10 protein-coding genes and 1 pseudogene are annotated in these 12,645 nt (G+C 59.1%); 7 read left to right on the forward strand and 4 right to left on the reverse strand.

Annotated features, from left to right (window positions below; genetic code table 11):
• Positions 1 to 1,974, forward strand: coding sequence for a M48 family metalloprotease (locus tag AC1VVM_RS25125; RefSeq protein ID WP_482906428.1), 1,974 nt, complete (start codon positions 1 to 3; stop codon positions 1,972 to 1,974).
• Positions 1,975 to 2,672: 698 nt separating this feature from the next.
• Here AC1VVM_RS25125 and AC1VVM_RS25130 read toward each other — a convergent pair.
• A complete protein-coding gene (locus tag AC1VVM_RS25130; protein WP_482956903.1) occupies positions 2,673 to 3,398 on the reverse strand; it encodes a hypothetical protein in 726 nt (241 codons plus the stop codon).
• A 456-nt stretch (positions 3,399 to 3,854) separates the two neighbouring features.
• On the opposite strand from AC1VVM_RS25130, the gene AC1VVM_RS25135 reads away from it, so the two are divergent.
• Positions 3,855 to 4,472 carry a hypothetical protein gene (locus AC1VVM_RS25135; RefSeq protein WP_482906430.1) on the forward strand — a complete coding sequence of 206 codons (618 nt, stop codon included), beginning with the start codon at positions 3,855 to 3,857 and terminating at the stop codon, positions 4,470 to 4,472.
• A 148-nt stretch (positions 4,473 to 4,620) separates the two neighbouring features.
• Here the strand turns inward: AC1VVM_RS25135 and AC1VVM_RS25140 are convergent, their stop codons facing one another.
• Positions 4,621 to 4,908, reverse strand: a complete 288-nt coding sequence (locus AC1VVM_RS25140; protein WP_482906433.1) for a helix-turn-helix domain-containing protein — start codon at positions 4,906 to 4,908, stop codon at positions 4,621 to 4,623.
• Positions 4,905 to 5,366, reverse strand: coding sequence for a type II toxin-antitoxin system RelE/ParE family toxin (locus AC1VVM_RS25145; RefSeq protein WP_482906434.1), 462 nt, complete (start codon positions 5,364 to 5,366; stop codon positions 4,905 to 4,907). The genes AC1VVM_RS25140 and AC1VVM_RS25145 overlap by 4 nt, the downstream gene beginning before the upstream one ends.
• On the opposite strand from AC1VVM_RS25145, the pseudogene AC1VVM_RS25150 reads away from it, so the two are divergent.
• Positions 5,365 to 5,997: pseudogene (locus AC1VVM_RS25150) on the forward strand (tyrosine-type recombinase/integrase). The gene AC1VVM_RS25145 and the pseudogene AC1VVM_RS25150 overlap by 2 nt on opposite strands.
• Before the next feature lie 219 nt (positions 5,998 to 6,216).
• Here the strand turns inward: AC1VVM_RS25150 and AC1VVM_RS25155 are convergent.
• Positions 6,217 to 7,068, reverse strand: a complete 852-nt coding sequence (locus AC1VVM_RS25155) for a hypothetical protein (protein ID WP_482906435.1) — start codon at positions 7,066 to 7,068, stop codon at positions 6,217 to 6,219.
• Positions 7,069 to 7,319: 251 nt separating this feature from the next.
• Between AC1VVM_RS25155 and AC1VVM_RS25160 the strand changes: the two genes are divergently transcribed.
• From AC1VVM_RS25160 to AC1VVM_RS25175, 4 genes are all read left to right on the forward strand, one after another.
• The gene (locus tag AC1VVM_RS25160) at positions 7,320 to 7,610 is read left to right on the forward strand and encodes a barstar family protein (protein WP_482906436.1); all 291 of its coding nucleotides are present in this window, start codon (positions 7,320 to 7,322) and stop codon (positions 7,608 to 7,610) included.
• Between the two features lie 63 nt (positions 7,611 to 7,673).
• A protein-coding gene (locus AC1VVM_RS25165; protein ID WP_482956904.1) for an IS5 family transposase occupies positions 7,674 to 8,499 on the forward strand; the annotation gives its coding sequence in 2 pieces (ribosomal slippage) (positions 7,674 to 7,757 and positions 7,759 to 8,499; 825 coding nt in all).
• A 182-nt stretch (positions 8,500 to 8,681) separates the two neighbouring features.
• A complete protein-coding gene (locus AC1VVM_RS25170; RefSeq protein WP_482956905.1) occupies positions 8,682 to 11,615 on the forward strand; it encodes a TonB-dependent receptor plug domain-containing protein in 2,934 nt (977 codons plus the stop codon).
• 78 nt (positions 11,616 to 11,693) lie between these two features.
• Positions 11,694 to 12,596 carry a glycoside hydrolase gene (locus tag AC1VVM_RS25175; protein ID WP_482956906.1) on the forward strand — a complete coding sequence of 301 codons (903 nt, stop codon included), beginning with the start codon at positions 11,694 to 11,696 and terminating at the stop codon, positions 12,594 to 12,596.
• Positions 12,597 to 12,645: the final 49 nt, after the last annotated feature.

Consider the following 12,645-nt stretch of genomic DNA (forward strand, 5'->3'; position numbering starts at 1 on the left):
ATGTCGGAAACGCCAACCGGCCTCTATGGCTGGATCAGGAGCAATGACGGGCGCTCCACGACGCTGTTCGTGGGCTTCCTCGTTGCCGTACAGGCGATCGCGGCCATGGTCCTGTTCCTGCCGTTGACGGTGATCGACGCCGAACACGCGCCGTTTCTCGGTTGGGCTGGATATCTCGCGCGCTATGCCCCAATCGTGTTCGTGGCATCGATTGCCTGGTTCGGCTGGCAGATGTTCTGGCACATAGAGGCCGTCAAACGCGCTGTGGGCTTCCAGTTCGTCGATGACCGGGACGAACCACGTCTGTGCAAAATCATCGAGCCGCTGATCCTGACGATGGGGCTGCCGGTCCCCTTCGTCGGCGTTATCGAATCCGATGCCCGCAATGCCTTCGCCTGCGGCATAGCGCGCAAGAAGGCGGTCGTCGTCGTAACCCGAGGACTGCTTGATGATCTTTCGAATGCAGAGCTCGCCTGCGTCCTCGGACATGAACTGAGCCACATCAGGAACGGTGACATCCGCCTGATGGCAGCGGCCAACATCTTTATGGATGCGCTTGGCCGGCTGCATAAGAACAACCCGTTGAAGTTCACGCCGATCCACGTGGTGCTGGCTATAGCGGTTCCGGCGATTTTGCCGCTGACGCTGGCCGGAAGTTTCATCGGCCATCTCGCCATGCGCGCTGGACAGGTTTCTCGCCTGATGATCGCTTCGGCTCGGGAATTCATTGCCGACGCAGAGGCCGTGCAATTGACGCAGAACCCGGCAGCGATGGCTTCGGCGCTCGTGAAGGTAGAGCATCACTGGCAGGTCGACGGTTCGCGCCGAGGTGATGATGCGATGATGATTGCGGGCGATACGGAAGGCGAGAACGCCACGCACCCCACCGTCGCTCTACGCATCGCAGCGCTCGTTCGCACGACCGGATCGATGGTCTTCAATGCCCCGGGCGCATTGCCGGATGAAGTCTGGGAGTCGTCAAAGTCGCTTAGCGAAGCGCGGGCGGCGGCGCTGCTGCGCCAGTTGCCACAATCCTCCGTTCTGCCCCGAGTCCGCGCCGGTTCGGTCGAGAACATGATCGGCCTGACACGCAGCGGCACGATCATGTTGGGACTGACCGTGGCAGGCCTGGCAACGCTCCACTGGTCGGAGATCGATCAGCCGCGCGCGATACTCGCCAAGTTCGATGTACGTCCGATCGCGGCGATGCTTGGGAGCCCGATGGCCTGCACAATCGATCGCAGCGAGGCGTGCCGCCAACGCATGGGCGGTGGCGCCTACCGCGATTTCGAAGGCCAGAAGAACACGCTGGCCGGCTGGCTTGCCGATGCAAGCCGCAAGCGGCGCGCTGCTGGTTTCGTCAATGGCGACCTGACTCTGGCGAACCTGGGTGACGCCAATCGCGAATGGCAAGATACCCGGGGGATCAGCGGCCGCGCGAAGCCCATCCGGATTCTTCAGCGGTCCGGTTTCCAATGGGACGATGCTACCAGAAACCGCGTCCGGATCGCCGAAGCGGACGATGTAGGTTGCTTCAGCGGCATTTCGCCTTTGCACGATGTGCCCGAAGGCAAATACCGGATAGGTCAGCACTATACCGGCGGGGGGATGTCATCGCTTGAGGACGCCGAGGTCCAGGCGGCCGGCACTGCCAATCGACCGTTTATCAAGGGATCGTCGATCAGCGAGGACAATCTTGTTGAGGCCTATATATCGCAGCGCATGCTTCTTCTGACCGCCGTCGCCTACAACATGTACGGCCTACCGGGCCTGAGATCGCTGCAGGCAGGCTATCTCACTGAGCCTCACCAGCAAATGGTGGCACGGCTGGGTGAACGCCTGAAGGATCCGGTCTTCACCGCCCGGCACAATGCCGTCGAACTGGCTGAATACCGCGCTCTGTTGCGTAATCCTGAAGGCTTTGTGCCCTGTCTCGCACTGCGCCACCTGCCGTCCGGCCAGAATCTGTTTTAGCGCGTAGATCTGTAATTGCAGAGCTGTGGTGGTGACATTCTTGCTGTGTGCGTTCGGGACCGTCTGGATCCTTGAAGCCGCTTTTTTTGGACTTATTCGACGGTCAAGAAGGATGGGTGTCAACAATATAGTCAGACGTGCATCGCGTTCCGCCTTCAATTGTTCGTCTATAGAGAAAATTTGTTTATACCGTATGTAAATCGATAGCCTGATGTGGAAATGAAGGAATCGATGCACGCAGAATATGGAGGTGGGCCCCCGCCATAAATTTGCAGAAAGATAACTTTCTTATGAACTTCAGGGAAGGTTCGTCTGAGCCGTTCAATTCGCGCAATATCGTCATCGGTGTATTGAAGGTGGCAATGGGCACCAAGTTCTCTTATCGCTGATGCCCTGTCCGCCCGTTCAGAGCTACACGCAGCACTTACCATGCAAATTGATATGCACCCGGCGAAGACGGCGTATTTTCCATTGTTCGCAAGCGTCATTGTGGAGGCACCTTGTAACACCTGGTGAAACTATGCCAGCAGATCCTCTCTGCTGATCGTGTCCTGCTGCATGCTGACTGAGGTCGGGGACCCGTCACTTAGCCGCCAACTTGGCCGTTCATGCTCTTGAATTGCCGAGAGCATGGTGATGGGATTATCGCTGACCAGGGCGAAACTTAGTTCGTATCTACCGAGGCAAAATCGAATCGATTAGCGGTCAGCATCCAGCAGAGGTGGCACAACCGAAGGGGTTAGCCCTTTGCGCCCAAACCCTCCGACACGCGATTGGGGGGGTGTAGATGAGCTGTCTGTGGCGGGTGCGCGGACTGCGGCGGACGTTTCGAGTTGGGATCGATTGGCGATGTGGCGGGCGATCACGGCATCGGGGTCAAAAACATCCGATTGTGGCGCATCCTCCAGCCAGCCGGCACGGCTAGGCAAGGAGGCGCCTCTTGGTCCGCTTGGCGCCCGCCCGTGAGTATTGACGTCGAAGATGCCCTCGCGAGCTTTAGCTGCCACTCTTACACTGTTCAACTCCGCTACCAGCGAGACTCCCGCTTCCTTACTTATGCCAAGGAGGCGGAAAGGCAGCCTGAGCTTCTTTGGTCCCCAAATCCCGCCCTTCACTCGAAAATCTACAAAGTAATTCCGATTTACGGGGATGAATCCATAGAGCCGGAAGGTCTGGGTCACTATCTGGACATCGACCACTTCAGCCCATGACAGGCTGTGAACCTTCCACATCGTGAATACTCTTGCGGACATTTGATCATAGCGAATTGCCACGGCGCCGCCGAGGAGCATCCGCATCGTGCCGATGCCTGCAATCGGACCGAAAATGAGTATAAAAAGCCCAAGAAACAGTCGGAATCCGGCAGTTTTACACAAAAGTAATCCCATTACCGGGCACGCCACCAGAAGGAAGAGTGAGCTCATCGCCAATCTGGATCGATCATAATGTATCGTCTGCATATCGCCCCCAACCGCCAACAAGCTGATCTAAAGCAAAAGCAGGTTAAGAGACGGTTGCTCAAGTTGCGTCGAAATGGGCCTCGAGCGGTGCTTCTGCATTAAATCGCGCCGGATTCATCGGAGACGTGACGCCTGGAATGTCTGCTGAACGAAGGTCTCGTTTTAAGAGGCCGCGTTGGCTTTTGAACGACCGCTTCGTCGGCGGCCTTGGCTGAGGTAAGCGGACCGATCGCCTTTCAAAGGTTTAATCCAGAGTCAGAGGGCGGACGCTGCCATAGGGGTCGCTTCGCTAGAGTTTTGACGCTTTCCGAAGCGGACGGAACACCTGTTTGGCGGACAGGTGCATGCGTATCCTTCGGTTTTCGGAAAGAATTTGATCGTAGGCAAGTCAAGCAAGCAAGGTAAGAATTAGGAGTTCGTATGCGCCTCGCGTTTTGCCTCTCGCTTATCGCCGTGGTCGGCAGTGGACCTATTCTGGCTGCACAGTCATCCGATGAGAGCTTGGCTCGTTCGATCGCTGATTTAAGCGGGCAGAGTTGTTACGGTATTGCTGCCGGTACGATCGCGATGCCTACCGACGTTGCCCCCGATACAGTCGATAAATCGGTGAAAGCCATGGAGCATATAGGGCTGAACTACGGTGTGAACGACAGCATGATGAAGGGACTGGGTAGACCCGGCCTTACACTCATTTCGCAAGCAACGATGGGGTCAAAGTCATTCGATCAAGGCGACGTCGTTTTAGCAGTTGGTGGTCGCCAGCCCGGTTGTCGTGTGATCTTGCTGTCTGAGCCCGCAGTGAACATCACCGATGCCGTCTCTTGGCAGCTTTCGCGGACCGACTGGAAGCCGATCCCCAGCATGACCGCAACGCGTGGCGCTATAGAACGTCGTGCATTTTTCAGGCGGGATAGCAAAGGAAATCCCTACCTGATGAACCTTATGACGATCACCAGCCCCGTCCCCGATTCCAAGCTGCGAATGTTCACGACGACCATTCGCATCCCAAGCGGAGTCCATCTACCTGAAGGACTATGACCTTCCAGATGCCCTTGGGATCGAATGAGAATGCCAAGCAAGGATTCAATCCGAACGCTGTCGGGGCAACACCTGCCCAAATGTCTGCTTAACGGAGGTCTCGTTCTAAGGAGGCTACTTTGGTCGCAGAACGTCCGCTTTGTCGGCGCTAGCGCAGCAATTCACTCACCAATGAAGGCTTCTTGGCGATCATCGCAAGTAGCACTTGGGCTGGTCCGGTGGGACGGCGGCGGCCATGCTCCCAATTGAGCAGAGTGCCCTTGGCAACGCCTATACTGCGTGCGAAAGCGCCTTGCGAGAGGCCAGTGCTGGCCCGGATCGCGGCGACATCGACGGTGGGCACGTCGACCTTATGAATGCGCGCTCCGGCTTCGTTGCCTTCCGCAAATGCAAGCGCTTCGTTCAAACCTTGCCTGATGCTGTCATAGGCGCTCATGTTCGGTCTCCATAACGTGCGATCAAAGCTTTGCTCAGAGCGATCAGTTCCGCCTGCTCGGCCTTGGTCAGGTTATCCTTTTCGTTCTTGGCGAACACTGTCACGAGGAAGATCGGGATGTGCGCGCCTCCGAACACATAGATGGTACGGTAACCGCCGCTTTTGCCGCTGCCCTCGCGGGCGATACGTATCTTGCGAAGGCCACCCCCCAGCGAGATACCGGCTTCCGGCGTGGCGGCGATATAATTCACCAGGGCAATGCGATCTTCATTGGACATGATCGCCTTGGCTCGCCGCAGAAATTCGGGCAGCTCCACCACGGTCTGCAAGTTAGCCATGGTGATACGTGTATACGTCAACGACGTATGCGTCAATGACGCATAAATGCTTTTGCCCGTGAGCGGCGTTTCAGCGGAGTAAGCTCCGGTTGGCCCTTGAGGCCAACGGAGAAACGTCATGGGACATTCAGACTTAGACCCCGCCGTGCATGACCGGCGCCCTTGGAATGCAGGCCAGAATGTGGGGCCAAAACGCCCCCTGAAACTACGCGATATCTGGGCTATCCGGTTTTATCTGGACGAGCACAGGCGACTACGCGACCGAGCGCTATTTGACCTTGCCATCGACAGCAAGCTGCGCGGATGCGACCTCGTGAAAATTAAGATCGGTGATGTTGTCAGTCGCGGGAGCATCCGCAACCGCTCAACCGTCATCCAGCAAAAGACCGGAAGGCCCGTCCAGTTCGAGATCATGACTGAGGCGCGAAAGAGCTTGACGGCATAGCTCGACAGGCGAGGTTGGAACGTAGACAACTTTGTTTTCCCGAGCCGTGTCGATTATCTGGGTCACCTTAGCACGCGACAGTACGCACGCCTTATCGATGAATGGGTTACTACGATTGGCCTGGACAAGCGGGAATATGGCACGCACTCGATGCGACGTACAAAGGTCTCGCTCATTTACAAGGCGACCGGAAATCTACGAGCGGTGCAGATCCTTCTCGGCCACAATAACATCGAGAACACCGTGCGTTATCTCGGCGTGGATATCGACGATGCTCTCACTTTATTCGAGCGTACCGAAATCTGAGCTGCGTACCGGCTCCGCGAATGTCTCGAGGAGCCGGTACGCCTGCATTTTACGATCGGCGGGTGACGGCAAGGCGCCACGGCGGGCAGCTGTGTCAGCGTATCCCGTCAGCCCAGCTTGACCGCGAGCGAACGGCAGCATTTCAACATTTTAATCTGGAAGGCGTCGTTCCGGATTCGCCAACACCGCTGCCGATTTCAACGTATCTTGTGGCGCGACTTATGAGATGGCCTGTGGAGGTACACTCATAATTCTCTCGATAAAATTGCGTAATGGGCTGTGTAATGCGACCAGTCCAAGTGCGAAGAGTGCGCCCAGAATAAAGTGGGTCCAGAAGCCGTGATCGTGTTCAAATTGGGCTTTTTTATAGAGCCTCCGGTTTTGATTTTGCCAAGACAAAACTTCTGAGCCATCATTTAGTTTAACGGATTTAATGTAATATCGTCCTTTGTAGGAAAAGGTATTTACCGTTCCATTGAGTCTCTTTTGTGCATCGAGGGCAGGTAGGCACCAACTCCGGTCTTTACCTATATCGCAGCTGATGGTGACGGCGCCTTTTTTAGTCAAAATCGATGGCTGAATTCGGCCAATTCCGACGTAAGACATACTACCAGAAAAGCTCTGGGTAGGAGCAGCCTGTGCCGCTTTGTAAAATTCTTGCTTTTGCGTCGAGTTCAACGCCAGCGCCGTGAATATTCCCATGGCGAGGGGTGCGGCCAACCATCGAACCCGCCAGTCATCAAGCCATGATGCGGTGGCCTTTATCGATTGAGTGTTCTCTTTCGTGTAGAAAGTAGGATTGGCCGGACGGGCGGGTGAAGGTGTTCGCTCCAAAGCCTCCCTTCGGATTGGTCTGCCGAGCAGCGCCAGCGCCGCCCACGCGCTAAGGACCACAATTAATCCCATAATGGCCAAAATTATAAGCTTAGGAATCAGGGAAATCGGATCGACATGAGTGGCTGTGGGTCCCATGCACAGCAATACCACGCCCAAGGGCGGGAGTGATGCCAGGCACGCTAACGATACCAGTGTCATGACAAGGCCCATAACTCGGCGCATCAAGGTGAGCATGGATTCCCTCGTTCTTTCCCGATCAGAAAAAGGGCATCTCAGATTCACCTTAGCGAAAAGTGAAAAGCTTGGGCTGACGCATCGCGATGCCCAAACTGCGCGCACTAAGCCATTCGCGAAAAGCGGTCACGCCGCTTCCCCCCAACAAGCCGGAATGGCAAAGTTGCAGGGTTTTAGCCCGAAACCTGCCTGACCGGACACGCCAACATTGCAGTCATTGTCAGCGCGCCAGATCGAGCTAACCTGATGCGATGATCGAGTTTGAGCTTCACGCCGCTGCCTGGAAGTCCTCGGATGATTTTTATCAGGCGCTGCTGCCCGTTCTGGGAGCGCCCGATTGGCATGGACATAACCTCGACGCCTTAGAGGACAGCATTTTCGCGGGCGAGATCAACAAAGTGGATCCGCCGTTCCGCATTGTCGTCGATGGTGCCAGCAATCTGCCGGTCTCTCTCAAAGCGACCTTGTTGAAGACGGCTCAAATATTCGAGGAAGGTCGAAGGGTATCGGGGGCTGACGCATATTTGGAGCTTCGACCTTAGTGGCTGTTTGGAAAATCGGTGACAGGGGTTGCCGAGTGGATCTGTGTCTGATTCAGGCTGCGCATGTGGACCCAGCATAGCCGAGGGCGAATGGCCCAGATTGCCAAGAAGACGAAGCATTATCCCAGTGATCTGACCGATGAGGAAATGGGATCGCCTAGCGCCCCTGATGCCCAGGCCGGGCCGCCGGGGACGTCCACGCGAAGTGGATTTTCGCGAGGTGATCAACGCCGTGCGCTACCTTGTTCGTTCGGGCTGTGGCTGGCGAATGCTGCCGATCCACTTCGGGGCATGGCAGACTGTCTATGGCTGGTTCCGGGAATTGGCTCGCAGGTTCCTGTTCCAGACAATCCACGACATCGAACTGATGCTCGATCGCGAGCGCCAGGGGCGGGAGGCCAGTCCGAGCGCAGCAGTGATCGACAGCCAGTCGGTCAAAGCACCATCGGCAGAAAAGCGTGGGTTCGACGCAGGCAAGAAGGTTGTCGGACGCAAACGACACATAGCCGTCGATACCGATGGACGGTTGCTAATGGTCAACCTGACCACTGCAGACATCTCGGACAGCGCGGGTGCCCAGACTATCCTGGATGGAATCCGCAAACGCTGGCCCTGGATCAAACATCTCTTCGCCGATGGCGCCTATGACCGCCTGAAACTCATGGACAAGGCCAGCTATCTGGATTTCGTCGTCGAGGTAATCCGGCGCAGCGATCAGCAGCGGGGCTTCAAGGTCCTGCCCCGGCGATGGGTCGTTGAGCGGACCTTTGGCTGGATGATCCGATGGCGCCGATTGGTCCGTGATTACGAGAAGCGCATCGACGTCTCGCAGGCCATGATCCTCGTCGCCATGGGCGGGAATCTCCTACGCCGAAACGCTCACCCCTGATTTTCCAAGCAGACTCTTACGCCCCCGCCAAGGCGATCCCATACCCGCGCAACAAGATTGCAATCCTTTGCACAACATCGACACGATCGCTGCAAGCGCGAAACATGCTTGACACATTGTGATTTAAGATATCGTATACCGTGTACTACGCGGAGAGGCGCGTGGAACAGGGAGCATTATCAATGGCTTATCAGAGGTCCTCCGCAGCGCGGCTGCGGACTCTGCTGATGCTGGGCAGTTTCGGCATCAGTTCGGCAGCATTCGCCCAGACACGTCCCGCCGATGCGGACGAAACCCCCGCTGCAGCGAAGGCCGACGACATCGTCGTCACCGGTTCGCGCATCCGCCGCGCCGCCACTGACAGCCCCGCGCCGATCGCCGTGGTCGATGCCGGTCAGATCAAGGCCGCCGGCACGCAGAACATCGCGGACGTCGTCAACCAGCTGCCCGCGCTTTCCATCACCCAGACCAACCAGACCAGCAACCTGGCCGGCAATGCCGGCGTCAACGCACTCGACTTGCGCGGCATGGGCACGCAGCGGACGCTGGTCCTCGTCGACGGTCGCCGCCAGGTCGCGGCCATTCCGGGCACATCGGCGGTTGACCTCAGCAACATTCCCTCCAGCCTCGTCCAGCGGGTGGAAGTGATCACCGGCGGCGCTTCGGCGCTTTACGGCGCGGATGCCGTGGCCGGCGTCGCCAACTTCATCCTCAAGAAAGACTTTTCGGGGATCGAGGCGAATACCCGCTACAGCGCATCGACGCGCGGCGACATGGATACGTACGGCTTCGACCTTCTCGCCGGCGCCAATTTCGCGGACAATCGCGGCAATGTGACCGTCTACGGCTTCTTCGAGAACACGCCCGGCACCGTCAGCGGTTCGGACCGCCCGTGGACGGCGGACGGCTATCCGATCTATGCGCGCACCAGCAGTTCGACGCCCTATTTCATTCAGGACCACGTCCGCAACATCAACTCGTCGGACTCGGCGCAGCTGGTGCTGGGCGGCAAGCTCTACTCGGTCGATCGCACCACCGGCGCGCTGCGCGATCCGATCCTTGGCCCCGGCGGCTTCGTCAACGCCGTGCCCACCAATCTCAATACCGCCACCGATCCGCTCGGCACCTTGCTGACCGACGGCGGCGAGTACAATGGCCGCTACGACGGCTGGTTCCTCTCCGTCCCCTCGCAGCGCATCAACACCCGCGCCTCGGCCAGTTTCGAGGTGAGCGACGCGCTCAAGCTCTATGCCAACGCGACGTACGCGCACAACACGTCGCAGGCGGGCTTCCTGCAGATGACCGCCTTCGGCACCGATGTCGTGCCGGCGGACAGCCCCTACATCACCGACGCGATCCGCGCGGCCAGCGGCGGCACCGTGCCCGACGGCGGCGTCCAGTTCGCCCGCCGTTTCATGGAACTGCCGGCGCCGCGCACCGATTACGACCGCACGCTGTTCCAGGCCGTGGCCGGCGCCGACGGCGATTTCACGCTGTTCAACAAGCCGTGGAACTATTCGACCTACTACTCTTACGGCAAGACCACGCAGCGCGTGCGCGACGTGAATTCCACCGCCTACGACCGCTGGTACATGGGGCTGGACAGCACGACCGACGCCAACGGCAATGCGATCTGCCGCAGCACGCTGGACGATCCGGGCAACGGCTGCGTGCCGATCAATCCGCTGGTCACGCTGACCCCGGAAATGATCGACTACGTGACCTATCCCTCGCACTGGTCGAAATCGACGCTGACCCAGCAGGTGCTTTCGGGCTACGTCTCGGGCGGGCTGTTCGATCTGCCGGGCGGCGCGGTGCAGATGGTGCTGGGCGCGGAATACCGCAAGGAACGCAACGACATCGGCGCGATCCCCGAATACAATCCCGACAGCCCGCTCTACGATCCCTCGATCGGCACCACCGCCGGCACGCTGGTGGGCAAGTACTCGGTCAAGGAAGTCTACGGCGAACTCCACGTGCCGATCCTGAAGGCCGTGCCGTTCTTCGAAACGCTGTCGGTCGACGGCGCGCTACGTCTGTCGGACTACAGCACGGCCGGATCGACCACGACCTGGAAGTTCGGCGGCGAATGGGCCCCCATTCGCGACATCCGCTTCCGCGCCACATATGGCCAGGCGGTGCGCGCACCGAACATCGGCGAGCTTTATACCGCCAACAGCATCTCGGGCCTGTGGATCACCGACCCGTGCAACGCCTACAATCTGGCGAACCGCGCGACGCGCACCCAGTACACGGCCGCCAACTGCGCGGCGATCAACCCGGCCGATACCGCCAGCTACTGGCTCTATCGCGACATCATTTCGAGCGGCAACCTCGACCTGAAGCCGGAAACCGCCAAGACGCTGACGGTGGGCGCGGTGCTGCAGCCACGCTTCATCCCGGGCTTCTCGTTCACGGTCGACTACTACAATATCGACCTGCGCAACGCGATCGACGCCTTCGGCGCGCAGACGTTGATCGAGAAGTGCGTGGACCAGCCGACGCTGGACAACATCTTCTGCCCGCTGATCCAGCGCGATGCCAATGGCAATCTGGAATCGGTGAACACGCAGAAGCTGAACTTGGCGCAATACCTGACGCGCGGCATCGACTTCGGCCTGGGCTACGCGTTGCCGCTGGAACGCATCGGCCTTGGCGCCAATGCGGGCACGCTGTCCATCGACGCGAACTACACGCGCCTGCTCAACCGCCGCTACACGCTGGATCCCACCGATCCGAACTCGATCACCGAATATGCCGGCGTGTTCGGCTCGCCCAAGTGGAAGGGCGTGGTCCGCACGAACTATTCGCGTGAAGGGTTCAACTTCACGTGGACGCTGCGCCACTTCTCGCCGATGAAGGCCAGCACTTCGATCACCGCCGACAAGTACAGCAAGGTCTGGACGCCGAACGTCTTCTACAACGACTTCTCGGCCTCCGTCCCGCTGACCGACTTCCTGGAACTGTCGGGCGGCCTCAACAACGCGTTCGACCGCAAGCCGCCGCGCATTCCGGGCGCGGAAGCCGGCGGCGCGAACTTCGAGCTGAGCTATCAGTCCGGCGTTTACGACGTGATCGGGCGCACCTTCTTCCTCAGCCTGCGCTTCCACCGCTGATCGCGGTCGGAAGCATCGATCTAGCCCCGGATCCGCCTTGTCGGGTCCGGGGCTCTGCTTTCATCGAGAGTTCCCCTCATGACCGTCAAGCCCGCGCGGCAGCTTGCCCTGGCGCTTTCCATCTGGGTTCTGTGCACAGCCGCCGCTCCGGCCGAAACCGGCGACGCGGTTCGCGGCGAAGCGGTCGGCCCGGTTCCGGCTTCGCTGGGGCTCGATCCGTTCTATCGCAAGTTTGTCGACGCCGGGGGCATCCCGGTCGTCTCCTCCGCGAAAGTGCCTGACAAGGCCTTGCTGATCGCGCGCGACATCGTGCTGGCCGAAACCAACGAACGTCCGGACATCCGCCGCGAACTGGTCCGCAGCGGCGCGCGCGTCGGCGTGATGGCGATCGACGAAGGCACGATGGACCTGCCCGAGCAGCGGGACTGGAAGAAGCCGGCCATCGACGACGAACGGCTTACCCCCTGCGAGCGACAGAACTACGCACGGATCGCCGCCATGACGGACGCCGAATACTGGAATAGCCGGGCACGCGGAATGGGCGGGCTTTATACCACCGGCGCGGCCGAGAACCTGCTGGCGGTGCCGGGAACGCGCTATTTCGGCGAGAACATCCTGGTTCACGAGTTCTCGCACAACATACTTTCCGCGATCGAGCACGTCGATCCGCCGCTCTATGCGCGGGTTGAGGCTGCCTATCGCCATGCGCAGGACCATGGCTTGTGGAAGGACGACTACGCCTCCGTCACGGTGCAGGAATACTGGGCCGAAGGAACGCAGTTCTGGTTCAATTCCAACAAGGCCTATCGCACCGACGGCAGGGTCATCGTCGCGTCGGCCGACCTGCAGGACTATGATCCGCTGCTCTATGCCGTGCTGGCGGAAGTCTATTCGCCCAGCCACCGGATTGCGGCGGACGCGTTCTACGACCATCCGGCCAGGCTGACATTGCCGCCCAAGCCGGCGAAGGCGGCCTGCTGAGAGACCGTTTGAAAATTCGCGAAATGCGAATTTTGCTGCACCGGCCCTC

This window comes from Novosphingobium sp. BL-S-33 (assembly GCF_056857025.1).